At 50.4% G+C, this 24,879-nt stretch carries 20 protein-coding genes; 8 read left to right on the top strand and 12 right to left on the bottom strand.

Annotated elements, in window-relative coordinates; all coding sequences use genetic code 11:
- Window positions 1-79: 79 nt before the first annotated feature.
- From MKY48_RS12340 to leuC, 10 genes are all read right to left on the bottom strand, one after another.
- Window positions 80-3,712 carry a dynamin family protein gene (locus tag MKY48_RS12340; RefSeq protein ID WP_339293500.1) on the bottom strand — a complete coding sequence of 1,211 codons (3,633 nt, stop codon included), beginning with the start codon at window positions 3,710-3,712 and terminating at the stop codon, window positions 80-82.
- 308 nt (window positions 3,713-4,020) lie between these two features.
- Entirely contained in the window at window positions 4,021-4,302 is a 282-nt protein-coding gene (locus tag MKY48_RS12335; RefSeq protein WP_015734596.1) for a hypothetical protein, read from the bottom strand.
- Between the two features lie 252 nt (window positions 4,303-4,554).
- Entirely contained in the window at window positions 4,555-5,226 is a 672-nt protein-coding gene (gene nth, locus MKY48_RS12330; protein WP_076321029.1) for an endonuclease III, read from the bottom strand.
- An 84-nt stretch (window positions 5,227-5,310) separates the two neighbouring features.
- Window positions 5,311-8,040 (bottom strand): S-layer homology domain-containing protein, encoded by a 2,730-nt coding sequence (locus tag MKY48_RS12325; protein WP_339272236.1) that lies wholly within the window; start codon window positions 8,038-8,040, stop codon window positions 5,311-5,313.
- A gap of 78 nt (window positions 8,041-8,118) precedes the next feature.
- Window positions 8,119-8,718, bottom strand: coding sequence for a GerMN domain-containing protein (locus MKY48_RS12320; RefSeq protein WP_339272234.1), 600 nt, complete (start codon window positions 8,716-8,718; stop codon window positions 8,119-8,121).
- Window positions 8,719-8,757: 39 nt separating this feature from the next.
- The gene (locus tag MKY48_RS12315; RefSeq protein ID WP_339272233.1) at window positions 8,758-10,137 is read right to left on the bottom strand and encodes an N-acetylmuramoyl-L-alanine amidase family protein; all 1,380 of its coding nucleotides are present in this window, start codon (window positions 10,135-10,137) and stop codon (window positions 8,758-8,760) included.
- Between the two features lie 201 nt (window positions 10,138-10,338).
- Window positions 10,339-11,025 (bottom strand): GerMN domain-containing protein, encoded by a 687-nt coding sequence (locus tag MKY48_RS12310; RefSeq protein WP_339272232.1) that lies wholly within the window; start codon window positions 11,023-11,025, stop codon window positions 10,339-10,341.
- 40 nt (window positions 11,026-11,065) lie between these two features.
- Window positions 11,066-12,502 (bottom strand): N-acetylmuramoyl-L-alanine amidase family protein, encoded by a 1,437-nt coding sequence (locus MKY48_RS12305; RefSeq protein WP_339272230.1) that lies wholly within the window; start codon window positions 12,500-12,502, stop codon window positions 11,066-11,068.
- 236 nt (window positions 12,503-12,738) lie between these two features.
- Window positions 12,739-13,341 (bottom strand): 3-isopropylmalate dehydratase small subunit, encoded by a 603-nt coding sequence (leuD, locus tag MKY48_RS12300; RefSeq protein WP_076321023.1) that lies wholly within the window; start codon window positions 13,339-13,341, stop codon window positions 12,739-12,741.
- Between the two features lie 20 nt (window positions 13,342-13,361).
- Entirely contained in the window at window positions 13,362-14,786 is a 1,425-nt protein-coding gene (gene leuC, locus MKY48_RS12295) for a 3-isopropylmalate dehydratase large subunit (protein WP_076321329.1), read from the bottom strand.
- 180 nt (window positions 14,787-14,966) lie between these two features.
- Here leuC and MKY48_RS12290 point away from each other — a divergent pair, with 180 nt between their 5' ends.
- The gene (locus MKY48_RS12290) at window positions 14,967-15,896 is read left to right on the top strand and encodes a LysR family transcriptional regulator (protein ID WP_339272226.1); all 930 of its coding nucleotides are present in this window, start codon (window positions 14,967-14,969) and stop codon (window positions 15,894-15,896) included.
- 122 nt (window positions 15,897-16,018) lie between these two features.
- Here MKY48_RS12290 and MKY48_RS12285 read toward each other — a convergent pair whose 3' ends face one another.
- Window positions 16,019-16,204: a hypothetical protein gene (locus MKY48_RS12285; protein ID WP_339293004.1), complete on the bottom strand. Its 186-nt coding sequence runs from the start codon at window positions 16,202-16,204 to the stop codon at window positions 16,019-16,021.
- Window positions 16,205-16,298: 94 nt separating this feature from the next.
- Window positions 16,299-17,111: a carbon-nitrogen family hydrolase gene (locus tag MKY48_RS12280; RefSeq protein WP_339293003.1), complete on the bottom strand. Its 813-nt coding sequence runs from the start codon at window positions 17,109-17,111 to the stop codon at window positions 16,299-16,301.
- A 253-nt stretch (window positions 17,112-17,364) separates the two neighbouring features.
- Between MKY48_RS12280 and MKY48_RS12275 the strand changes: the two genes are divergently transcribed.
- The 7 genes from MKY48_RS12275 to MKY48_RS12245 all read left to right on the top strand — a co-directional run bounded on the left by MKY48_RS12275 (window position 17,365) and on the right by MKY48_RS12245 (window position 24,792).
- Window positions 17,365-18,558 (top strand): pyridoxal phosphate-dependent aminotransferase, encoded by a 1,194-nt coding sequence (locus MKY48_RS12275; RefSeq protein ID WP_339272221.1) that lies wholly within the window; start codon window positions 17,365-17,367, stop codon window positions 18,556-18,558.
- 368 nt (window positions 18,559-18,926) lie between these two features.
- Window positions 18,927-20,030 carry a glutamate 5-kinase gene (gene proB, locus MKY48_RS12270; RefSeq protein ID WP_339293002.1) on the top strand — a complete coding sequence of 368 codons (1,104 nt, stop codon included), beginning with the start codon at window positions 18,927-18,929 and terminating at the stop codon, window positions 20,028-20,030.
- Window positions 20,031-20,088: 58 nt separating this feature from the next.
- Window positions 20,089-21,336 carry a glutamate-5-semialdehyde dehydrogenase gene (locus tag MKY48_RS12265; RefSeq protein WP_076321019.1) on the top strand — a complete coding sequence of 416 codons (1,248 nt, stop codon included), beginning with the start codon at window positions 20,089-20,091 and terminating at the stop codon, window positions 21,334-21,336.
- 35 nt (window positions 21,337-21,371) lie between these two features.
- Complete coding sequence (gene proC / locus MKY48_RS12260) at window positions 21,372-22,241, top strand: pyrroline-5-carboxylate reductase (RefSeq protein WP_339293001.1); 870 nt, start codon at window positions 21,372-21,374, stop codon at window positions 22,239-22,241.
- Entirely contained in the window at window positions 22,238-23,452 is a 1,215-nt protein-coding gene (locus MKY48_RS12255; protein WP_339293000.1) for a 2,3-diketo-5-methylthiopentyl-1-phosphate enolase, read from the top strand. Before proC ends, MKY48_RS12255 begins: the two co-directional genes overlap by 4 nt.
- Window positions 23,449-24,129 (top strand): 2-hydroxy-3-keto-5-methylthiopentenyl-1-phosphate phosphatase, encoded by a 681-nt coding sequence (locus MKY48_RS12250; RefSeq protein ID WP_339292999.1) that lies wholly within the window; start codon window positions 23,449-23,451, stop codon window positions 24,127-24,129. The genes MKY48_RS12255 and MKY48_RS12250 overlap by 4 nt, the downstream gene beginning before the upstream one ends.
- Window positions 24,130-24,792 carry a methylthioribulose 1-phosphate dehydratase gene (locus tag MKY48_RS12245; protein WP_339272209.1) on the top strand — a complete coding sequence of 221 codons (663 nt, stop codon included), beginning with the start codon at window positions 24,130-24,132 and terminating at the stop codon, window positions 24,790-24,792.
- Window positions 24,793-24,879: the final 87 nt, after the last annotated feature.

Below are 24,879 nucleotides of genomic sequence, written 5' to 3'. Positions count from 1 at the left end.
TATGCGTCTAGGAGCTCCAGACTCCAACATCTATACTATTCGTTATGCATACATGCTCTTGACGGCATAAAATCCGCCATTACCGAGCTACCTGAATCATAACATCCAGCTCATCTGCCAGCTTACTCCACATCAACGGAGATTGACCGTCCTGAAGCGAACCGAGGATGGCAGCCATGGATTCCTTCAGCTGTTCCTCCAACACCGATCCATGATGCTGCAATGAACGCTCACTCATCCGAACATAGTGGTCCGTCAGCTGCTCTTCCCGAATGCTCACCACACTCGCCACGGCTTCCTTCACCTTCGGCTCTGCTGCTTCACGAAGCTTGGAGCTTCCGCTGCCCTCAAAGAAATGTTTCGGGTTCTTAAAGGTCGGCCAGAAGGACAACCAGTCCCCCTGTATATGCAATTCCGTTTCCTCCAGCTCCGGCGGTGACCAGTCCTTCTCCCGCCGGATAGCAAGAGACAAGCCTTCGCCCATACCGTTGATATCCGCTGCTGCTTTAAGCGCTGCTTCTTCGGTTAATTTGCGACCGGCCATCTCTAATCGAAGCGTTGTTGCCCATAGCTCCTGATCCAGCTCCAAGGATAGCGTCCGCATCAAATCACGTCCGCATGCCGCAAAGGCCGATTTCAGGTGACCTGCATCCTCCCGGAGCACGGAAGGATTAAACGACTCCTGAAAGAAACGGTTCATGGCATAATCCAGCCGCTGCCGTACATGAAACAACAGTTCGCTGCTTTCCTGCGCGATATCGCGGGACATGTTAATCTCCGTCAAAGCCGCAAGGCGGGATAAGGCTTGTTGATGAACCTCTTCCATCTCCACGATTTTACGCTCACGCGTGGTCTCATCCTGGGCTGCCATATCGGCCCATGCCCTGATTCGATCCCTCACCGAAGCCAGTTCATCATAACCCGCGCGCTCTGAAAGCCTTGGCAGCTCTTCAACCGCAAATCGACTAAGCGCTCCTTCGAATACAGGGAACCCCGATTCCTTCAATTTTGCTTCATCCCCATAGAGCTTACTATCCAGCGCTGCCAGACTGGAAACAGGGAAGATATGCGGGCTGCCTACCCCACTGGATGTCAAGTTGGTACGAACATGCTTCACCACCTCATCCAGCTCCTCTTCGGATTGTGCAAGGTCTGCGGCATTGACGATAAAAAACATTTTATCCAGAGCAAAACTGTCTTTAACCCTGCCCAGCTGGGACAGGAATTGCCGATCCGCTTTGGAGAAGGCGTGGTTGTAATACGTTACGTATACGATGGCATCCGCGTTCTTAATATAATTAAACGTTACGCCCGTATGCCGAGCATGCAGGGAATCGGCTCCAGGCGTATCCACCAGCACGATCCCTTGCTCTGTCATCGGACAGCTGTAATACAGATCAATCCCGTCAACAAAACAGGATTTGGTTTCGTCCGCCACATAGCCTCGATATTCCGCCAATTCTACTGTTTCTGTCGTACCCAGTTTGGACTCCATCACATCAAAGCCCGCGGCGGCGGCCTTCAGAAACCCGTAATGTGGCAAGCCGGCCGGGTGAATACCGGCCGGATTCAATTCTTCAGCCACGCTTCGCCAATTCCCCGGATTCGGTTCTTGGAGACCCAGCACGCTGAAGGAGTACTTCAGATCGTCCCACCACATATCGCGGCTCTTCATGCGTACGGCTGCGGTACCATGGGATTTCCCTTCAGCCGGTGCCAAAATCCGGTTCACCGCCGCCGTTGTCGGGTGCGGTGACACCGGCAGGACCGACTCGCCAAGGAGTGCATTGGCGAAGGAGGACTTCCCGGCGCTGAACGCGCCGAACAGCGCCAACGTGAACGCGCCGCCCGCAAGCGCATCCGCGCGGGCGGTCAGATCCCGCGCGGCCGAGACAAGCGCGGGGTGCGGCGCCAGCAGCGCCGCCGCTGCGCGCAGCTCGGCTGCCGCGGCATCCAGCCGCTGGCGCCGCTGCGGTGCCGCCGCCTGCGCAGCGGCGGGGCGGGGCGCCGTGCGCCCTTGCCCCGGCTGCGCCGCCGGGGCGCCGCCCTGGGCAGCCGCTTGCGCGGGCTGCCCTTCCGGCTCCCTCACCTCCGGCAGGAGGCCGGGGGTGAGGGAGGTGCGCGGCGGGAGCAGCTGCGCCAGCTCGGCCGCGCGGGCGGCTTCCGCCTGCTGCAGGCTATCGTAGCTGGCGGAAGCCGCAGATTGCGCCAGGAGCTCGGCGCGCTGGCGCTCCAGTTCCTGCAGACGGACAGTCGCAGCGTCCGTCAATACCGCCTTCAGCCGGTCGGCAAGCACCAACACGGCCCGGCGGTAGCTGCCCTTGATTTCCTCGGCCAGCTCCCGGTTATAGTTCAATACATATTCGCCGGACACCGTCGCTTCCGGATTCACGGTCCGCGTAATCATATCCTCCCGCACACCGGGAAGTTCAGCGTCCATCAAGCTTTCCCATTCGGTATTCCATTCCGTATGATACTCTACGCTTTTACGAAACAGCGAACGCAGATGCCAATCGATCTGCGATGCGGTCTGTTCCTCCAATCGATGATGGAATGACTCCAGACGACGCCGACGCTCCTCCTCCGTCTTGCCGCCTGTGAACAGAAATCCGACTTTAAAACCACTCTTGCGGCTTTCCAGAAAGGAGAGACTTAAATCCCGAACATCCGCCGGCGTCAAATTGGCATTTGCCAGAAGGGCATCCGCTTCTTTGCGGAGTTCCGTCCGAACGGATTCCGGCAGCAGCTGGGCGGATCTTTTTTTCTCCTCCAGCTCCTGCAGCCGTGCTTTCATCGCCGCAGCTGCCTCCTCGCCACCCATTTCCTCCAGCAGCCGCTCCTTCTCTTCCTGATGGCTGCGGGTATAGGCTTCTACATGCTGATCAGCAGCATGGCGAATAGAGCAGGATACGCTGTAGCGCAGCAACGGTTCCTTATGGGATATCAACTCACCGATCAAAGCTTTCAGCGTTTCCCATTGGTTATAGGGATGGTCCTGAACTTTAAGCGAAGTGCATAGCAGCCCTTTATATGTGATCTTCCACTGGACGAACGCCTTCTTCACGTCGTTTAGATAAGAAGACAACGTTAATTCATCATCACGATGCTTGTCAATCTGATTGACGATCAGGTACAGCGGTTTCCCCCAATCCGACAAACTCTTGGCAAACATCAGATTACTCTCCGACTGTACATGATTATAATCCATGACGTAAAAAACGATGTCAGCCATATGCAGGGCGGAATGCGTGGCAAGCCGGTGCCCGTCATCCGTTGAATCGACCCCGGGGGTATCCATCAAGACGCCATCTTCGCCAAGCAACGGCACATCATCCCACACTTCAATCGCGGAATACTCCCGGCCCTCCTTGCAGTATTCGGCAAGTTCGTCAATCGTTACCGTTATGGGCTCACCAGGCTCCCCAGCAGATCGGTGAATCAACGCCCGCGGCTCACCGCTTCGGATCGTAACCACATTCGCGCTCGTCGGTATCGGACCTGAAGGCAGCACCTTTTTGCCGCAAAGCGCATTAATCATGCTCGACTTCCCGGCGGAAAAATGCCCGCAGAAAGCCAGCGTTAGCTCGCCGCCTGTACCCTTGCGTATTAAATCCTCAGTCAAAGCGGAGGAAGATTCGTCATTCCACTCCAAGAAACGATCTCGAACTCTGGTTAGTTCCGTCACACTGTATCCGATTTCATGATCAGCCATCAACTTCAATGTATTTCTCGCTCCTGTCCATTGATCTCTCAATTTTTGACACTATCCATTCACATCATTTTATTTTATCACCGCTTGTGCCGTAAAGGAATCATTGCATTTCATTTTCGGGCGCCTTTCTTGATATGACAGTCCTTATCTATGCAAAATGGCAGGCAAGGAAGTGATCTTCCTTGCCTGCCATTAATCCAAAGCTTCATAAACCGACACATACGGAAGGAATGAGGTGAGAGTTCACACTCGATTACCCTGTAAGCACCAGGTTTATCTCATTTTTTAAAACATCAAATTTGAAGAACTTAAGATACAACGGTGTTTTCTTCTGCCGGAATCAAAATTTCGAAGACATTTCCGTGCTGCAGAATAGTTAATCCGCGTGATTTATCGCGCATGACCACGACTTCGGGCTTCTGTGACATACGCTCCAAATAATGCTCAGGAGCATCCCCGGAATGACTGAACGTCACGCCTTCGACTTCTTGCTCTTCATTCTCACTCAGTTGGTTTTGGCTCTCCACCACATGTTCAAAAATATCTGAGAACAATTCAAAATTGTCGGTGTAAACAGAGATGCATTTCATGTGTAATCCCATCCTCTTTTAAATTTAGCTCATGCCGATCCAGGATACCGTCCTCTTTCACCTCGCGAAAACCGACCTTTGATACTGTTGTTTCCAGATCTCCATTCTCCCATGCGGCTAAAGATAGAAATCCGGAGACAAAGGCAAGCTTTGCGCTTGCTTACAATTATGTCCATTTCGCTAGCTATTCATTAAAGTGCCGTATTCCCGATGAATCAGATGAACCTCTTTTTTGTCTATTTCTTGCTGGTTTTACAATTGTTCCTTATTCTTCCTGACTGCTAAGGTTTTCATACGTTTCTTTCCTTCACGGCAAACATCCAGCAATGGACATACCGGGCATTGCGGATTTTGAGCCTTACAGTGATACCGTCCGAAAAAAATGATCCGATGATGGGTCAGCGTCCATTCTTCACGCGGTACCCGCTTCATCAGCTTTTTCTCCACTTCCAGCACGGAATCTTTCCAGGCGGCCAGTCCAAGTCGCTTGGAAACTCGCTCCACATGCGTGTCAACCGCGATGGCAGGCACACCAAAAGCATTGGAAACGACGACATTAGCTGTCTTTCGTCCAACCCCAGGTAATTTAACCAGCTCATCATGAGCCTCCGGCACCTCACCGCCATACTGTTCGATCAGAATCCTGCACAAATTCTGAATATGTTTGGCCTTATTCCGGTATAATCCGATCCGTCTGATATCCTGCTCAAGTTCCTCGATCGGTACCGATACATAATCCAAAGGCGTTTTGTATTTCTGAAACAGATCCTTTGTCACCTTATTAACCGTTTCATCCGTGCACTGAGCGGACAGCAGCACGGCGATGGTCAGCTCAAACGCATTGCTGTGATTCAGCTCGCAATGTGCATCCGGAAACATGCTCTCCATCGTGTCCAAAATATGCCGTACCGTTGCCGCATTCATATGTTTCCCTCCCGCAAAAAAAAATCTTGATGCGGAAATCCCCGCATCAAGACGGTGTTTCTCGAGCAATCCCAGGTCGATAATTTACTGTTTTACGATCTCAACAACGACACCGTTGTTTAAGTACAGTACAATATTATCATTTTCCTTAAGGGATTGCACGGACAAAGTAGTGTCACCTTGATGAACAAATACTTTATCGGATAATGCATACCGGAAATTATCGTTAATCGATTTGCGCTTCACTTGAATTTCCGTATTGCTTGCCTGCCAGAATGCACGTTCAACCTTCTCCAGAACCTGCACGATCGTTACGCCTTGAATATCTTTTCGAATCTCAACGCGATCTCCAGCGGTCAATGTGCTTAAATTCGAAGCCGTCGAACCATTCTTAACGACTTTGACCCCACCGCTCACGCCTAACGTCTGACTGTTGCCTGAATAATCCTTCACGGTCAGTGCATTTCCGGAAACATCTGCGCTTGTCACTTCGCCAAGCGTCAATTTAACTTCGGCAACCGCGACAGGCGTTAAGCCTTGGAACGTTATATTAACGAGTGCTCCCGGACGCAAGTCATTGAGCAGAATTGCTTGTCCGCTTTCACCGGTAAATATGGTTTTTTCGGTATATATATCGCTTGTAGAACCGTTCGCTTTCACTCGAATCCGATTCCTTGTTGGTTCCGTAGATACCACCTCGAATTGGGCGGAAGTTTTGAGTTTTAAGCTCTGCAAGTAATCCTGATTGTTCGACAGCTGGGCTGACACTTCGTCACCGATCCGTAAATCCGCCAGGGTTACGCCTGATCTGCCGAAGATTTCCACAACCGGACTATTGTAGTATGAGATTTCCTCCACTTTTCCACTAGCGGTCACAATCGAAATCACTCTCTTGGATGTGTTAATGTTGCTGATTTTACCTTCAACTTTATATACCACTTCCAATGAAAGTACGCGGGTACCGATCAGAGAGACACTTACTTTGCGTCCTGAGACAAGCAAAGGTTCCACTCGATCCAGCGTCGTTCCGTAGCTTGATTCCAGCTTTGTCTTGTCATCCAAAACGATCACACGAGGCAGGTTGTTCGCATCCTTAACAGTCAGCCACCTCGTCTTGGCATCGTAGTTTACGACGGTAGCGGCATCCAACTGCTCAATTTGACGCCCCGTTACTTCGATTTTCGAAATCTTTTCCTCACCGTTAATGGTCAGTGTCACTTGGTCCCCGGATACCGCGTCAGCGAGCAAATCGGACAGAACCGGTTTTGCCACGCCACCCATGATGATTTCCGGCTTCTCTGCCAAATACTTCGTTTCGAGCTGTGTACTTCCACTGCGCTTGTAAGTGATTGTCTTTCCGTTTTCTTCAACAGAGTACAGAGTCGCCTGCACGGTACGATCGACGCTTTGCGTGACTTCCAACGACTGAATAACGCTGTTTCTTACCGAAAAGTTCACGGTGTAGCCATTCTTGAGCTCCGCCGGAGCCAAAATTTGATTCTGATAGCGAATAACGGTTGCATCATCCCACGTGTACGTATCCTCATAACCGGTGCTATCCTTAAGGGTTACTCTTTTGTTGGCCGTATCCACGTTCTGAACGATGCCTGCTCCCGTTTTGTTAACCAAGCCGCTCTTTACGCGGATTGAAACGATTTTCTTCTGCGGGCTGTATGTTTCACGTTCAATCGTAAGCAGACTGCCGGCTGCAAGCGTCTTTGGATCGATCTTCGTACCGTTCTGATCCAGGAACACTGTACTTGGGTCGTAACTCAGCTCTTCAAAGGTGCTGCCTGTATCCAGCCAAATGAGGTTGTCCGGCGATAAGCGTGCATACGTGCGGTCAAACCGCTCCACTTGCTGGGTTGGATCCGTAATTTCCACGTAAGCAGCCGTTCCGTTATTCACGACAACCACCGCTTGAGTGTAAGGATTGATCTCCGAGAATTGCAATCTCTTCTCCGAATCGGAGGTGAAATACGCTGTGGAATTATCCAGTTTGAATGAATTCAGCTTGCCATCGGCGTACAGCTCCAACTTACCGTTCTCGATCGCAGCGATGGAGCCTTTGTATTGGTTCTCGTAATTTGTAGTAATATAGGCTTGAGCCCGGCTAAGGAACGTTGCAAGCTGGGCACGGGTAACGGCCCCTTGCGGATCGAACTTGTTGCCGTTCACGCCTTTTGCAAGTCCAAGCTCAACCGCTACATTCACATAACCCAGACGATCCGGGGATATCTTGGCGTTATCCGCAAAGCCTGTCGCTTTATTATTGGCTGCGTTGGCTTCCGCGGTACGTCCAATGGAACGGACAAGCACTTCGGTTATCCATTCCCGGGATGCTTTCTGCGCGCCCCAAATGACTTTCTCATCCGTATATCCGGATTCTTTTTGCTTGTCGAGCAGGTTTTGCTGAAAAGCCAGTTCAACATACTTCGTAAAATAATCATTCACTTTAATATTTGTCGGTAATGTCGCAGCGCCGCTGCTTAATTGATCCTGCTTGCTTAAGAAACGGATCGCCATGGTTACAGCTTCCTGCTGTGTTACTGGATCGTTCGGACGAAACTTTCCGTTATTTCCGGTCACGATCCCCTGTGCTGCTAATTGATAAATATACTTCTCTCCCCAATATCCGGCATTAACGTCACTGAATCCGTTAATGGCCGTTTGGCCGACATTTGCCGTTGTCGCATTTGCCGTTTCTTCATCTGCCGAGACGATCGAAGCCCCGCCTCCGAATGCTATAAGTCCGGCCATGACGGCGGAGACCACTTTTTTGGAATGAACATGTTTGCTGTGTCTAAGTACCATTTTCTTTCCCCTCTCAATAACTACTGCTTCATCATATACTACTATTCGACAGCAGATCGTGATCTCCTTCAACCATCATTACCGAGTCATTGGATTTTCCAAATCGACATGACCCATTAACGATTCGGTCTGCTGACCATCCACCAGAATTTGAAGTGATTTTACTTCTTCAAACTGGAAAAAAGTTTTTTTGATCGCATCGACAGCAAACGACTCTCCGCCTGCACCCAGGTTGGCTTCGTCCGGGACCGTCACATCGAGTGTCAACGCCCCGTTTTCAAATTTCAGGGAATTCAGCCCGATTTTGTCCCACAGAGGAATCATTTCGGCATTACCACTCTTCTGCAATGCTTGATAAGCCGCTTCGTATTTTTCTTGATCTTCTTTATACGAAATTTCTGCCGTACCTTCTACCAGCTCCATCATATCAGGATCCGTGTAATAGGCTTTGATGCTCTCGGTTTTCGCTTCCGGCGTTGTCACTTCGCTGCCGCTGCCCGTAGACGATCCACCTGATCCATTCGACGTTCCATTATTACTCTGTCCTGTCTGATCATCAGGTGCAGGCGTTACTTGCCCAGGCGTATTGTCCGGGGCCGCTCCGGGTTTCTGTCCACAACCAGCACCAATCAGCATTACGGCTGCCAGTAGGCCAGCCGACCATATTTTTTTATTCAAAAGTAGCCACCTCCTGCAATCACGATACCTGTCGTATCGTTAATCAACCTTCAAATAATTTTTGATGCCTCTGACAATGGCCTCTGCCACGCGATCCTGCGTTGCCGGATCAAATAGCTTGCTCTCATCGGTCTTGTTGCTCACGAATCCGACTTCGAGCAAGGCACCGGGCATTTTCGTCTCACGAATAACATGGAAATTACCATACCTCACTCCGCGATCCTTTAATCCCATGGCCTTGACGATCTCTTTATGGAGTGCATTCGCCAGCGCCTTGTCAGATTCATGGTAGTAATACGTTTCGGTTCCGCTTGCAGTGGAAGGGCCACTATTAGCATGTATCGATATGAAAACATCAGCCTTCAGATCATTCGCAATTTTTGCGCGTTCCTTCAGCTCGAGGAAAGTATCGTTACTGCGAGTTAAAACGACTTCGATATTTTGTTCTTTGGCCAACAGTTTCTCAACTTTCAGCGCCATTGCCAGGTTGAAATCCTTCTCCCTCTTCTTCGTTACCCCGATTGCTCCCGGGTCGTGATCTCCATGACCCGCATCAATGACCACGAGTTTCTTACCACCTGTACCAGGTACCGGGTTAGAGCCCGTATTCAAATCCACAATGAACAGGCCCGATCCGTTCTCAAGGCCTGAAACGGTGTAATTCTTGGCGTAGTTGAGATCAATGACAATGCGCACGGTCATCGGATTGCTGTTGTACAAGGAGTAACGTACGGATTTGACATCCGGATATCCCGTTACGTCCATCTGACCGGTCTTCATCACGTCATCAAAGCTGGCGTTACTGCTGAACGTATCCGAGAAATTCGTGTTCACCATATCGATGACTATACGGTCCGGATTGCTAAGCTTTGATACATTCGGCTTCGCAGAGCCCGTAACGGCGACCATCAGCCTGTTTTCGCTGAAACTGATACCGTCCACGGTCGACGTAGTTACGCCGGGTTCTTCACCAGGGTTACTCCCGTCATAAGACGAGGTCAGATAAACTGCCTTTTGCGCGTTATCCCATCTTACTTGAAGACCCATCTGCTCACTTACAAAACGGAGGGGAACCAGTGTTGTTCCTTCGCGAAGAACGGGTGCTTTGGTCATTTGTATACGTTGACCGTTGATGTCAGCTTGCTGACTTCCAATCACCATCGTTACTGTCTGCGAGCCGTCTTGTACAGTTACCGTCTTGGCTGCCTTGCTCCAGTACACGTCAAATCCCAGATTCTCGGAAATGACACGGATCGGAACCATGACTGTACCGTTATTGTTCTCGACCTTCACGCCAGATGACAGATTGATTTGTTGGCCATCCAGGTAAATCTTTGCGCTGTACGAACTCGCATCCGCCATTTTAGGAAACGCAATCATGATGACAACAAGAAACATTAAAAAACCGAACTTCTTCATCCTTCACCCCTACCATCCTATTATTTTGCCATAGATTGGCGTTCCTGCACTCGGCCTGTCCGACATTACCTGACAACCTATAGACGCAAAGTCACACTGAAAGTTGCGAAATTGTTCCCTTTTTACCAAAAAAACACCTATTTCAAAAACCGAAATAGGTGTTTAGTCCTTCGTATGAATTTCACAAATAGTTCTTTATGTCTATTTCCGGGTCATTGGATGCTCTAGCTCAACATGTCCCATTAAGCTTTCGATCTGATTACCGTCTACTAGCAATTCCAGAGACTGCACCTCATCGAACTGGAAGAAGGTTTTCTGCAAGGCATCAATCGCAAACATTTCCCCTCCGGATCCGAGGTTGGCTTCGGCTGGTTTGGTGATATCCAGCGTCAAAGCTCCTTTATCAAACTTAAGTGACTTCAGCGTAATCTTATCCGACCATAGTGGACTTAGTTCGGCATCACTGCTCGTTTGAAGTCCTTCAAAGGCTTTCTTATATTTATCTTCTTCACCCGAGTACGTGATTTCTTTGCTTGCCTCTTTCAGATCCATCATCTCGGGGTCCGTATAATAGAGTTTAATATTGGCCTTCTTCGCTTGGTCCTCCGTTGCATTCACATCCTTTGTATCCACAGGCGTTCCAGTACTTTCACCGGTTGTATTCTGCGGCGGTGTGCTTGCTCCCTCGCCCGCGTTTACTGATGTTGCGTCATCTTCCTTATGATCATCAGCAGCCGTCCCCCCCGGATTATCCTGCGGCGTTTGTACTTCTCCTGCTTCTGTCTCCGGATTTGTGTCGGCAGGGGCTGCTGTCGGCTTCTGTCCACAGCCGGCACTAAATGCAAGCAGTAGCGCCAGCAATCCTGTCATCCAATATTTTTTGTTCATGACTTTCGTCCCCCTCTAGGTTCATCAAATCTTGTACACATTATTGTACTTGAAGATATTCTTTAATACCCGCTACAATACCTTGTGCAACACGATTCTGGAAATCGTCATTAAACAACTGGGCTTCGTCACCCTTGTTGCTCAAAAAGCCAATCTCGAGCAGGACGGCTGGCATCTTCGTTTCTCTCGTAACATGAAGATTGCTGTACTTAGCGCTGCGATCTTTCAAACCTGTCGCTTTGATCAGATGTTTATGCATAATATTCGCCAAGGATTTGCTTGAATCTCTCGTATACAGAGTTTCGGTACCATTCGGACTGCTGGTCGTGCTGCTGTTGGCGTGAATGGATACGAATATATCTGCATTCAGATTATTCGCGATCTTAGTGCGATCACTAAGTTCAAGATGAGAATCATCACTGCGAGTCATCACGACATTGAGATCTTTCTCATTCTTCAGAAGTGCTTCAACCTTCAGAGAAAGATCCAAATTGAAAGATTTCTCCGTCTTTCCTGAAATACTAATCGAGCCAGGCTTGATTCCTCCATGACCGGCATCAATGACAACCGTCTTCTTGCCGTTGGCGGTTACCGGCGGAACTGGAGGCACGAGGATATCCCCTTCGGCGTTCAGATCAACAATAATGAGCCCCGCTTCTTGGGTTACCCCATAACTTTTAGGACCTGTCAGGTCGATGACAATACGCGCGGTTGACGGATTGTCACTGAACATGGCATATCGTACATTCATAACGTCAGGATAATCCGTGATTGCCATCGAACCGCCGCTTTGTGCATTCGCTGCATGTCCATCCAAGAACGAAGAAGAGAAGACGGTATTTGGAAGATCGATCACAATCCGGTCCGGTCCCGTTATGCTGGATACTTTCGGCGTAACCGTACCATCTGTAGCAATCATCAACCGGTTGTCGCTAAAGCTAAGCCCTGTCATTGCAGCCTGGTTTCCTGATTCGACAGGCGGGGGCGTTTCACTGCCCGAATGGTTTCCGTCAGCAGGATCAACCTCTCCTTCAGAAACCGTTGGAATGGAGCTGGAGAGGAACACAGCCTTTGTTTGGTTGTCCCATTTCACATCAAGCCCCATCTGCTCACTCACAAACCGGAGCGGCACAAGCGTGTTCTGCCCATTTAAGACAGGGGCCAAGTTCAGTTCAACCTGGGCACCGTTCATCTCAGCCTGTTGGCTGCCGACCACCATACGAACAGCCTTCTCACTGTTCTCGACCGTTACCGTTTGACTGGCCTTCTCCCAACCTACCTTGAACCCGAGATTCTCGGATACCACGCGGATCGGAATCATCACGTTACCTTTCATGTTGGCTACCTGAACGCCCGAAGACAAATTCAATGGTTCTCCGTCAAGAAAAATGCTTGCATTTGAAGAACTGGCTTCGCCACTTTTCGGAAACGCCAGCAAGAAGACTATCAACATCATTACAAACCCTAACTTCTTCATGAATCCACCTCGATCATCCCATGATTAAATTTGAAAAGCAAATCTAGCAAAAAACTAAAAATATGTAAATCAGCACATTCCCGACAACACGCCGCCGGACAAATACTGACATAAAACAGTGGTTTCTCTTGGCTATCGCTGCATATTAATTCCATAATACCAAAAAAAACTTCCATTTCCTACACAGGAAATGGAAGTTTAATAATCTTGTAACCTTTTGCCGTGTAATTACGAGATTAAGCGAACAGACGCTCCCCATGCTTCTTCTCGTAAGCATCGATTGCACTTTCATGCTGCAGTGTCAATCCGATGTCATCCAGTCCTTGAAGCAGGAATTGACGGCGGTGCTCGTCGAGATCAAAGTCAATATGGAGTCCTTGATCATCTGTAATCGTTTTGCTCTCCAGATCGACGTTCAGCTTATAACCTTCTGTAGCTTCTGTGCGCTGGAACAGTTCCTCCACTTGCTCCTCCGACAGTTTGATCGGAAGAATCCCGTTCTTAAAGCAGTTATTGTAGAAAATATCAGCAAACGATGGAGCGATGACCACGCGGAATCCGTAGTCGAGAATCGCCCAAGGGGCATGCTCACGGGAAGAGCCGCAGCCAAAGTTGGCACGGGAAATCAGGATGGTTGAGCCTTGGTAGCGGGGCTGATTCAGCGAGAAGGTGTCGATATTGCCTCCCTCTTCATCAAACCGCCATTCGTAAAACAGAAACTGTCCAAATCCTGTACGTTCAATCCGCTTCAAAAACTGTTTCGGAATAATGGCGTCCGTATCTACATTCACCCGGTCCACAGGTGCGACTATACCGTGTAATTTCGTAAATGCTTGCATAAACTTCTCCTCCGTCCTTCTTAGCTCACAACTTCTTCGGCTACAAAGTTCCAGTCACGTACATCCACGAAGCGCCCTTTAACCGCAGCTGCCGCTGCCATTGCCGGCGATACGAGATGCGTTCTGCCGCCCCGGCCTTGGCGTCCTTCGAAGTTACGATTGGACGTGGATGCGCAGCGCTGGCCCGGCTTCAGTACATCCGGATTCATCGCGAGACACATACTGCAGCCTGCTTCACGCCATTCGAAACCCGCTTCAACAAAAATTTTGTCGAGCCCTTCTTGTTCAGCCTGGATCTTCACTCGGCCTGACCCTGGAACAACGATGGCCGTTACATTGCTGGACACTTTATGTCCCTTCGCTACAGCTGCTGCTGCACGCAAATCTTCAATGCGTCCATTCGTGCAAGAACCGATAAAGACATAATCGATCGGAATCTCGGATATTGGAGTCCCTGGCACGAGGGCCATATACTCCAGAGCTTTCTCCGCTGCCTTGCGCTCATTCTCGGTCTTGAAATCCGCAGGGTTAGGAACCGTTGAGGAAATGCCAGTACCCATTCCCGGACTCGTTCCCCAGGTCACTTGTGGGATCAGAGATTCTACATCGAACTCAACCACCACGTCGAACTCGGCGCCTTCGTCTGTCACTAGGTTTTTCCAAGCTGCTACTGCAGCATCAAAAGCTTCACCTTGCGGAACATGTTGACGTCCGCGCAAGTATTCAAATGTCGTTTCATCCGGAGCGATCATGCCCGCTCTAGCTCCGCCTTCGATGGACATGTTACATACAGTCATGCGCTCTTCCATCGACAGTTCGCGGATCGCTTCACCCGTATACTCAATAACATAACCTGTTGCAAAATCAGTACCGTATTTCGCGATCACGCCAAGGATCATGTCCTTAGCCGTTACGCCCGGATTGCGGCGACCGACAAAACGCACTTCCATGGTCTTCGCTTTCGCCTGCTGCAAACATTGGGTTGCCAGCACATGCTCAACCTCGCTCGTACCGATACCGAACGCAAGTGCGCCGAATGCACCGTGAGTGGATGTATGGCTGTCTCCGCACACAATCGTTTTGCCTGGATGCGTTAAACCAAGTTCCGGCCCCATTACGTGCACAACGCCTTGATCAATCGTATCGAGATCATACAGGGTAACGCCAAAATCCTGACAGTTCTTGGTCAGGGTATCAATTTGCTGCTTCGAAATCGGATCCGTAATGTTAAAACGGTCTTTCGTTGGCACGTTGTGATCCATCGTTGCGAAGGTCAGTTCAGGACGGCGTACTTTACGGCCGCTAAGACGCAAACCTTCAAATGCTTGCGGGGAAGTTACCTCGTGAACCAAATGCAAGTCGATGTACAAAATACCCGGTTTACCTTCTTCTTGATGAATAACGTGGTTATCCCAAATTTTCTCGAACATTGTCTTCTTACTCATCATCATCACCCCATTGTTCTTTACGTCCATGAGAAGATAATTGCTTGTTATCTTCTTTTAAGGAAGATCTACAACGCATCATCTTTACGTTGATAGTAATATATCATTTCCTTCTTCATTGTTCCAAGATATAATATCTATAGATGTAATAGGATTCAGCTATAACGGAGTGATGCTTAAATGGAACTGAGACAACTGCAATATACGCTGCAAATCGCGGCGGATAAAAATTTCTCCCGTGCCGCGGAGAAGCTTCATATCGCCCAGCCTTCCTTGAGCCAGCAGCTCTCCAAGCTGGAGAAAGAGCTCGGCGTGCTGCTGTTCCAGCGCAATACGAGCAACGTTGAGCTTACCCATGCCGGAGCCAGCTTTGTCGAGCATGCACAGAAGATTATGGACGCCGTCGAGCAGCTGAAACAGGAGATGTCGGACATCTCCCAGCTTCGTAAGGGCAAAGTCGTAGTCGGCAGCATGCCGATTACAGGTTCTCACCTGCTGCCACGGGTTTTGCCAGCCTTTAAAAAGGGATATCCGGATATTGAGATCACCTTGTTGGAAGACTCCTCCATGAACCTGGAGAAGCTGACGGCCAGCGGCAAGGCCGATCTTAGCCTCCTTGCGCTGCCGCTGTCCGAGCCTTCGCTGTCCTGGATTCCGATCGGTGAGGAAATGATCGATTTGGCCGTTCCTCCGCAGCATCCGCTTGCGCAGCGGGCAGCCTCTGATCCCGTTCGGCCCATTACGATCGACGAAATCCGGAACGAAGCATTTGTTGTCCTCAAAAAAGGACAGGGCTTCCGAAAGCTTACCTTTGATATATGTCGGGAGGCCGGCTTTGAACCGAACGTTGTCTTCGAGAGCAACAACATCGAGACGCTCCAATCTCTGGTCGCAACCGGAATGGGCATAACGCTGGTGCCTCGTTTTATCGCCCGTGCGAAACGCAGCGAGTTTATTCCGGTCTACTTGCCGCTCGCTGATCCGGTTCCGAGCCGTACGCTGGTCGTGGCTTACCGTAACGGCCGGTATCTGTCCAAAGCCGCGGATGCGTTCATTGATACGTTCAAGCAGGTTATGGACAAGCTGGTTGTGGAAAGCGTTCAAGATTAATAAACGCAAATGAATGCAGCCCCTATACAAATAAAGAGGCATAACCATCGTCGAATGACAGTGGCTATGCCTCTTTTTCTCCTGAAAGTAAAACGGTTACCCATTTCATCATAGACGGAGGTTTATTTGCGCAAATTATGCTGATCAATCAATCGGTTCTGTTCATCGGAAGTACGGGACTGATCCTGAATCGATTCATTCTTCCCGTTGCCGCCTCCGGCAACATTCTCAACAAAGCTGCGGAACTGTTGTTTCTGTTCTTCTTCCTGCTCATGGTTTTGGCTGTCGAATTGGTTGTTCTCTGCCATCATTCAAAGCCTCCTCTCAGACGGATTACCCATAGTATACCCGCCTCTGCCCAGATGAAACTTCATTTTTTAGAGGAGTTTAACCATAAACACTTTATTGAAAATACAAATTCGGACGACGGTCTTCAAAAACCGGAATACGTCCTCTGACTTCATCCGTAAGACGGCAATCCAGCGTACCGGTCAGGATCATTTCCTGCTCATCCCCTTCGGCAATGACCTCACCCCACGGATCGATGATCATGGAGTGACCGAAAAAGTCCGTTTCTCCGCTGGTTCCTACTCGATTGCACGCAACGACATACATTTGGTTCTCGATCGCTCTGGCCATGAGCAGCGTTCTCCAATGATGCAGCCGCGGGTGCGGCCACTCCGCAGGCACAAACAGCACTTGAGCGCCGCTGAGTGCAAGGGTGCGGGACAGCTCCGGGAACCGTATATCGTAACAGATGGACGCGCCCGCTTTCAATTGTTCCAGCTCAAAGGTTACGGTATGCTGTCCGGCTTGCAAATGCTTCTCTTCATCCATCAGACGGAACAAGTGAATTTTAGAGTATTTGGCGATCTGCTCCCCGCTCCGGTTAAACACATACATGGTGTTATAAATCCGATCTTCGATTCGTTCGGCTACAGATCCGCCAACGATTTGGATGCGGTGTTTTCGCGCAAATTCACTCAGCATCCGCGAGGTTTCCTGCCCCATGGGATCGGCAAGCTCTTGAATCCGGTCCAGCGCATACCCCGTATTCCACATTTCCGGTAGTACTATGACGTCCGGCTTCATATCAGCCGCTGCGGCCTGCTCCATCATGCCGAGCATTTTATTCATATTAGCATTCACGTTTCCTATTTCAATATCAGCTTGGATAAGTGCGATATTCAATTGAGCCTTTGCTTCTCCAGTCATCTTGCAGCCTCCTGTTATTCCGGTTGAATCCAGCATCGGCGCCGCTGTGATCAATATATCAACGAACGGGCTATTTTACAGGTTTCATCCATTCTCCTTATGTCATCATCATAGCCTCCTCAAGCCTGGTGCCGCAATACCCAAGCTCCATTTCCCTCTATACACCCCTGATAAATCGTGTTAAATTAATCCTAATTGTTTTCAATATCAGCTGCATTCGAGTGTAATTAGATAACGGAGTGATGAAACTGCAATGAACAAAAAATTAAACGAATTCCAAATAGAGCCGGCCGAGATCATGTCCCAGCTGCCCACGCAATTTTTCGCGACCTTGGTCTCCAAGGTAAACCGCCAAGTGGCGCAGGGACTCGATGTAATCAATCTGGGGCAGGGAAATCCCGATCAGCCCACACCGTCTCATATCATATCCAGCTTGAAAGAAGCGGCCGACAATCCGCAGTTTCACAAATATTCGCCTTTTACCGGCTTTTCCTTCCTTAAAGAAGCCATTGCGCATCGATATAAGGAAGACTACAATGTTGATCTCGATCCGGAGACAGAGGTAGCGATCCTGTTTGGAGGAAAAACAGGTCTCGTACAGCTGCCGCAAGTGCTTCTGAACCCGGGCGATGTATGTCTTGTCCCGGACCCCGGTTATCCGGATTACTGGTCAGGCGTTGCACTGGCCCGTGCCCAAATGAAATTCATGCCGTTAACCGCAGCTAACCGGTTTCTTCCCGACTATGGTGCGATCTCATCTGCAGACCGAGCAAAAGCGAAGCTGATGTTCCTGAATTACCCGAATAATCCGACATCCGCCGTCGCTCCCCTGTCCTTCTACGAGGATACGGTGGCATTCGCCGCCGAACACGGGATCGTGGTAGCCAGTGATTTTGCTTATGGAGCGATTGGGTTTGATGGTGATCGTCCAGTCAGCTTTTTGCAGGCAGAAGGCGCCAGAGAAGTTGGCGTAGAATTCTACACCCTCTCCAAAACCTATAATATGGCCGGATGGCGTGTTGGCTTTGCCCTAGGGAACAAAAAAATCATCTCGCTGATCAATATGCTGCAGGACCACATCTACGTCAGCCTGTTCGGCGGCATTCAGGCTGCAGCGGCCACTGCTCTCACATCTTCGCAAAACTGCGTTGAAGAGCTGGTGGCACGCTACCAATCGAGAAGAGACACATTCTATGGCGCCCTGTCCGAAATCGGCTGGGAAGCCCAAAAACCAGCAGGCTCCTTCTTTAGCTGGCTGCCCGTCCCGAAGGGCTTTACCTCGGTATCTTTTGCCGACCTGCTGCTTGAGGAGGCCAAGGTGGCTGTTGCGCCTGGTGTCGGCTTTGGCGATCACGGCGAAGGATATGTCCGCGTCGGCCTGTTAAGCAGCGAAGAACGAATGCGGGAAGCCGCCTCCCGAATCGGCAAGCTGAACCTGTTCGGTTAATCTAATTCCTTTTGAAAAAACAAAAACGATGTGCTATTCTTGCAGTAACAATTGAATGCAGTTTTCAAAAACGCAAAGACGGGACCAGTACGAAAGCATAGGGCACGATGACCAGAGAGCGAATTCCATGGGCTGAAAGAATTTGCCGTGACCCCCTTTCCGAATCCTACCCCCGAGCGGCCTGGCTTGCCAGGACAGTGCCTTCTGTTACAGGGTTAAAGCCGGATGAGCTGCGCTCATCAACAAAGGTGGTACCGCGGAAGTTAAACTTTCGTCCTTTTTCATACAGGACGAAAGTTTTTTTATTTTCAGGAAATGGATTCGTTACAGCTATACCAACTAATCATATATACAAGGAAGTGATCACGATGCTATCCCGCATCGTCGTAAAAATTGGAAGCAGCTCCCTGACGACAGATGAAGGCGGACTTAATCTTGATTCTGTCGCCTTCTTTGCCGGAGAACTTGCCGCGCTCCGCAAGGCTGGTCATGAGGTACTGCTCGTAACATCCGGCGCCGTCGCAGCAGGCTTTCGGGAGATCGGCTACGAGAGTAGACCCAAGCTACTGCATGAGAAGCAAGCATCAGCAGCCCTTGGCCAAGCGCTGCTGATGCGTGCATACCAGAATGCGCTGGCCTCCCATCAATTGAAGGCCGCGCAAATTCTGTTAACGAGAATGGACTTCGCGAACCGCAAACGCATGAACAATGCCAACATGACGATTACGGAGCTTCTGAAGCAAGGCGTTATTCCGATTATTAATGAGAATGATACCGTTTCGATTGACGAACTGAAATTTGGTGATAACGATACGTTATCCGCACTGGTAGCGAACTTGGTCCGCGCCCAGCAATTAATCATCCTGACCGATACGGACGGTTTGTACACGGCTGATCCACGCAAGTCGCCGAATGCAACAAAATATGAGGAAATTGATGAAATCACGGGTGAGATTTACAGCATGGCAGGAGGCGCTGGCTCCAGCGTAGGTACAGGCGGCATGCGATCAAAAATCGATGCTGCCAAAATCGCCACCCGCGGCGGTGTCCCCGTCTTCATCGGAAAAGCCAACGAGACCGGGGATTTGCTTAAGGCGTTTAAGCATGCAGGCAAAGGAACTTATTTTGCCACCCACCTCTCCTCCCTTCCGATGAAAAAGCAATGGCTCGGCTTTATGTCCTCGCCGTTAGGCCGGATCGTTGTTGATCCGGGCGCCGAGACAGCGCTGATTCATGGAGGTCACAGCCTCCTTCCCGTTGGCATTAAACGGATCGAAGGCAGCTTCCATGCAGGGGACGTGGTGGAAGTCGTTAATATGAACAACGAAACGCTCGGCAGAGGGATCGTCAATTACGATGAGGACCAGCTGCAGGCCGTGCTCGGAATGCCAAGCAGTAAAGTGATCGGCATCATCGGGGAAATCCATCGACTTGAGGTCATTCACCGCGACGAATGGATCACGTTAAAATAACCGGATTGCCATAAACCAATTAGATATTTACTGATAACTCAAATAAGGAGGATTTATTATGAGTGAGGTACGCAACAAAGCACAACTCGCCAAGCAGGCAGCATTTCGTCTTGGCAGACTGAGCACGGAGGAGAAAAACCAGGCTTTGCTGATCATGGCAGACGCCCTGATCCAGCGGACAGCAGATATCATGGAAGCGAACGCGGAGGATCTTCGCCGTGGGAAAGAGCTCGGCACCTCTGCCTCCCTGCTGGACCGGCTGGCACTGAATGAAGCTCGAATCGAGGACATTGCCGAAGGATTGCGCCAAATCGTTAAGCTGCCGGACCCGATCGGCGACACCCTGGAAACGATCGACCGCCCGAACGGTCTGAACATCGTCAAGAAGCGCGTTCCCCTTGGCGTGATTGGCATCATTTATGAAGCACGTCCCAACGTGACCGTTGATGCAGCCGGGCTATGCTTGAAGACGGGCAATGCGGTCGTGCTGCGCGGTGGTTCATCCGCCCTCTCCTCCAACCGCAAAATTATCGAGGTGCTTCACGAAGCTATGGAGCGCACCACACTGCCTAAAGATGCGCTACAGCTTATCGAGGATCCGAACCGTTCCTCCGTGGATGAAATGCTGAAGCTCAACGGACTGCTGGATGTCATCATCCCGCGCGGTGGCAGCTCGCTGATCCAGAATGTTGTGATGAACGCCACGGTACCAGTCATCGAAACCGGAGCAGGGATATGCCATACCTATCTGGATGTTTCGGCAGCCCCGGACATGGCGGCCGCCATCAGTATCAATGCCAAGGTGCAGCGCCCTTCGGTCTGCAATTCCATGGAAACCCTGCTCGTCCATGCGGATTATGCCAAATCGCATTTGACTGCGCTGGCCGAAGCATTCCGTGAGCGTAATGTCGAGCTGCGCGGATGCCAGCGTACCCTGGATTACGTTCCATGGGCTGCAAAAGCTACGTCTGATGATTACGCTACCGAGTATAACGACTATATTTTGAACCTTAAAATTGTGGATCACCTGGATGAGGCCATTGAGCATATTTCGATTTATGGCACCAAGCATTCGGAATGTATCGTTACGGAGAATAAGGATCATGCGCAGCGCTTCTTGCAGGAAGTAGACGCAGCCGCTGTCTATCATAACGCATCGACCCGCTTCACCGATGGCTTTGAATTTGGCTTCGGCGCCGAAATCGGGATCAGTACCCAGAAGCTGCATGCCCGGGGACCTATGGGGTTACCCGCGCTTACTTCCTCCAAATATGTTATTATCGGTAGTGGTCAAATACGCGAATAAATCATTCATCTAAAGCCATGAAGGAGGAAATAACGATGTGCCAATCCCCGCAGAACCGACCTTTAATAGATAAAGCAATTACCTTCTACGGCGCCGGCTCGATGGCCGAAGCGATCGTACGAGGATTAGTGAGCCGTTCTGTCGTGCTTCCGGAGAATATTACGATGCTCAACCGAAGCAATGTTCAGCGCCTTCAGGAACTGAGTGAGCGGTACGGCGTCCAGATCAACAATGACGATGCCGCTAAAATCGAAATTCTAAAAACTTCGCCGTTGATCGTGCTTGCCATGAAACCGAAGGATGCCGCTAAAGCGCTGAAAGAACTGGGACCGAAGCTCTCAAGCGATCAATTAATCATCTCCGTAATCGCCGGATTATCGATTTATACGACACAGACGCTGCTTGGAAACCATCAACCCATTGCACGCACAATGCCGAATACATCTGCCTCTATCGGACTTGGTTCCACAGGAATCGCGTTCTCGAAGGAAATCAGCGAAGAACAGCGCCAACTGGTCATGACTTTGTTCGAAGCTGTTGGCAATGTAACGGTCATTGAAGAAGAGAAGATGGATATCCTGACCGGTATATCCGGCAGTGGACCGGCTTACTTCTATTACATGATGGAAGCCATGACTGCCGCGGGGATCCGCGGCGGCCTGACGCAGGAGCAAAGTCGCGAGTTGACGCTCCAAACCATTCTGGGCGCGGCCCGGATGGTGCAGCAGACCGGAGAACAGCCTTCATCGCTTCGCGCGAAAATCACATCGCCGAACGGTTCAACACAAGCGGCCCTCGAAACGCTCGACAAAGGCGATTTCTTCGAAACCGTCATTGCCGCCGTAAACCGCTGCGCTGAGCGCTCCAAAGAAATGGGCGCCATGCTGAAGGAGCAGATCTCATGAGCCGCTGTATCGCAACGTACCGAATCTATGACGACCAGGCGGATTTTCGTAAGAAAGCAACTTCCATCGCCGTTGGCATGACGGTTGGCAGCTGGACCGAGCTGCCGCAAGCCAAGCGTGAAGCGATGCAGAAGCATCTTGGCGAAGTGGTTGACATTCAGGTTCACGAGGGCTGGGAGCCAGGCAGTCGTTATGCGGATGTCAGCATTGCTTATCCGGATATTAATTTCAGCCGGGATATTCCTGCCCTACTGGTGACGGTATTCGGCAAAATTTCCATGGACGGACGCATTAAACTGACATCCCTGGATTTGTCTCCCGACTTCCTGAGTGCGTTTCCCGGACCGAAGTATGGCATCGACGGTATTCGCGATCTTCTTGGCGTCCATGACCGTCCGCTGCTCATGAGCATCTTCAAATCGGTGATCGGACTGAATGCGGACGAGCTTAGAGCCCAATTTATCCGTCAGGCGCTTGGTGGCGTGGATCTCATCAAAGATGATGAAATCCTGTTCGAGAACGACCTCACCCCGATTGAAAAACGGGTAAGCATGTGCATCCAGGCGGCTGCTGACGTTGAACAACAAACAGGCAAAAAGCTGCTCTATGCAGCCAATCTAACCGGCCGGACGTCACAGCTGCGTGAGCAAGCGCTGCGCGCTATTGATGCTGGCGCTAACGCCCTGCTCTTTAACGTGCTGTCCTATGGGTATGACGTTTTGCATGAGCTAAGCAGCGATCCGGATATCATCGTGCCTATCGCGGCTCATCCTGCACTTGCCGGCGCCATTTATCCTTCTCCATACTATGGAATAACGGCTCCGGTGCTGCTCGGCCAGCTGATGCGGATCGCCGGCGCGGATCTGGTGCTCTTCCCTTCTCCTTACGGATCTGTAACGATGCCAAGAGAAGAGAATCTGGCCATACGCGACGAGCTGCATAGCGCTAAACTTGGCGTGAAACGAAGCATGCCGGTACCATCCGCAGGAATTCATCCGGGACTCGTTCCACGCATTATCCGGGACTTCGGCACCGATGTGGTCGTTAACGCAGGCGGTGGAATCCACGGGCATCCAATGGGAACCGAAGCTGGCGGCAAAGCCTTTGTACAAGCGATTGAGGCAACGATGAAATCCGTGCCGCTCGCTCACTTTGCCGAAGAACACGAAGCGTTGAAAGCCGCACTGGACATCTGGGGAGGAGAAGTATGACATCTGGAGAGAAACAGCCGATCATTTTTTGCGATTTCGACGGAACCATCACGAACAACGATAATATTGTAGCCATCATGAAGCACTTCAAGCCGGAAGGCTTTGAGTCGATCATGCAGGATACACTAGACCGCACTATTTCTATACGGGAAGGCGTAGGCCGCATGTTCGCCCTCTTCCCTTCCTCCATGAGAGAAGAAATTACCGATTATGTTCTAAGCCATGCAGGGATTCGGGAAGGCTTCAGTGCATTCCTGGATTATTTAAAATCCGAACAGATTGAATTTTACGTTACAAGCGGCGGCATCGATTTTTTTGTCGATCCTCTGTTGAAGCCCTTTGGCATTCCTGCAGACCATATCTTCTGCAACGGTTCCAATTTCGAAGGTGATCACATCGAGATAACTTGGCCTCATCCTTGCAAGGAATCCTGCCAGAACGACTGCGGCATGTGCAAGGTTACGGTGATGGGCCGTTTTCCGACCGATCGGTATTACCGGATTCTGATCGGGGACAGCCTTACCGACTTCGAAGGCGCCAAACAGGCGGATCTGGTTTATTCCCGTTCCTCGCTCACTGAGCAGTGCAAGAAGCTTGGCGTTCATCATGTACCCTTCGAGACATTTACCGATATTCAGAACGACATGAGAGACAAGTTTAAACAGGAGGTGCTGTAAGTGGCATTTTCAGATATCCAGCTTGAACAGAAACAGGCTGCCCTGCGGGATCTTAGAGGAATTAAGGAACTGTTTGCTTCTAGAAACTGGTTCCCGGGTACCAGCGGTAATCTATCTGTCCGTGTTGGCGAGTTCAACCCAGAGCAGTTTTATTTTGCGGTGACAGCCAGTGGTAAAGACAAGTCGGTACATACGCCCGAAGATTATCTTTTTGTGGATCAGAACGGCGTACCTTGTGAAGCCACCGGATTAAAGCCTAGTGCGGAAACTTTGATACACTGCGAAATTTATCGCAAAACCGGTTGCGGCGCCATTTTCCATGTGCACACCATCGATAACAATCTGATCAGCGACTGGTATGGTGAACAAGGCTATGTCCCTGCCCAAGGAATCGAGCTGATCAAGGCCTTTAACATTTGGGATGAGGACGCGGCGATTCGCATTCCGATCCTGCCGAACTATGCAGACATTCCGCGGATTGCGGAACTCGTTCCGGATGCGCTTGATCCGGCGGTACCCGGCATTTTGCTGCGCAACCACGGCATCTATGCCTGGGGCAAAAACGCGTTCGAAGCAAAGAAACATCTGGAGGCTTTTGAGTTTATATTCGAATACTCCTACCGTCGTCTGCTCTTGAATGCAGCCGGTTCCAAGGTGAATTAAATCCATATTTGCAGATACAGAGCTTGATCAGCCGGATGCACCGTGATCCAACGTCTTCAGTGTGCATCCGGCGTTATCTTTCCGTTA

Origin of the sequence: Paenibacillus sp. FSL W8-0187, from assembly GCF_037969755.1 — a bacterium.
Taxonomy (GTDB): domain Bacteria; phylum Bacillota; class Bacilli; order Paenibacillales; family Paenibacillaceae; genus Paenibacillus_AQ.
The sequence above is the reverse complement of the archived record's forward strand: the minus strand, read 5'-3'. Positions and strand labels throughout refer to the sequence as shown.

What these genes read in the sequence shown, in the direction of transcription:
- MKY48_RS12340 (WP_339293500.1), bottom strand. Translation starts at nt 3,712, where the DNA reads ATGGCTGATCATGAAATCGGATACAGTGTGACGGAACTAACCAGAGTT.
- nth (WP_076321029.1), bottom strand. Translation starts at nt 5,226, where the DNA reads ATGAATGCGGCAACGGTACGGCATATTTTGGACACGATGGAGAGCATG.
- leuC (WP_076321329.1), bottom strand. Translation starts at nt 14,786, where the DNA reads ATGAGTAAGAAGACAATGTTCGAGAAAATTTGGGATAACCACGTTATT.
- MKY48_RS12325 (WP_339272236.1), bottom strand. Translation starts at nt 8,040, where the DNA reads ATGGTACTTAGACACAGCAAACATGTTCATTCCAAAAAAGTGGTCTCC.
- proB (WP_339293002.1), top strand. Translation starts at nt 18,927, where the DNA reads ATGCTATCCCGCATCGTCGTAAAAATTGGAAGCAGCTCCCTGACGACA.
- MKY48_RS12305 (WP_339272230.1), bottom strand. Translation starts at nt 12,502, where the DNA reads ATGAAGAAGTTAGGGTTTGTAATGATGTTGATAGTCTTCTTGCTGGCG.
- MKY48_RS12280 (WP_339293003.1), bottom strand. Translation starts at nt 17,111, where the DNA reads ATGACTGGAGAAGCAAAGGCTCAATTGAATATCGCACTTATCCAAGCT.
- MKY48_RS12290 (WP_339272226.1), top strand. Translation starts at nt 14,967, where the DNA reads ATGGAACTGAGACAACTGCAATATACGCTGCAAATCGCGGCGGATAAA.
- MKY48_RS12275 (WP_339272221.1), top strand. Translation starts at nt 17,365, where the DNA reads ATGAACAAAAAATTAAACGAATTCCAAATAGAGCCGGCCGAGATCATG.
- MKY48_RS12310 (WP_339272232.1), bottom strand. Translation starts at nt 11,025, where the DNA reads ATGAACAAAAAATATTGGATGACAGGATTGCTGGCGCTACTGCTTGCA.
- MKY48_RS12315 (WP_339272233.1), bottom strand. Translation starts at nt 10,137, where the DNA reads ATGAAGAAGTTCGGTTTTTTAATGTTTCTTGTTGTCATCATGATTGCG.
- MKY48_RS12250 (WP_339292999.1), top strand. Translation starts at nt 23,449, where the DNA reads ATGACATCTGGAGAGAAACAGCCGATCATTTTTTGCGATTTCGACGGA.
- MKY48_RS12255 (WP_339293000.1), top strand. Translation starts at nt 22,238, where the DNA reads ATGAGCCGCTGTATCGCAACGTACCGAATCTATGACGACCAGGCGGAT.
- leuD (WP_076321023.1), bottom strand. Translation starts at nt 13,341, where the DNA reads ATGCAAGCATTTACGAAATTACACGGTATAGTCGCACCTGTGGACCGG.
- MKY48_RS12335 (WP_015734596.1), bottom strand. Translation starts at nt 4,302, where the DNA reads ATGAAATGCATCTCTGTTTACACCGACAATTTTGAATTGTTCTCAGAT.
- MKY48_RS12285 (WP_339293004.1), bottom strand. Translation starts at nt 16,204, where the DNA reads ATGGCAGAGAACAACCAATTCGACAGCCAAAACCATGAGCAGGAAGAA.
- proC (WP_339293001.1), top strand. Translation starts at nt 21,372, where the DNA reads ATGTGCCAATCCCCGCAGAACCGACCTTTAATAGATAAAGCAATTACC.
- MKY48_RS12265 (WP_076321019.1), top strand. Translation starts at nt 20,089, where the DNA reads ATGAGTGAGGTACGCAACAAAGCACAACTCGCCAAGCAGGCAGCATTT.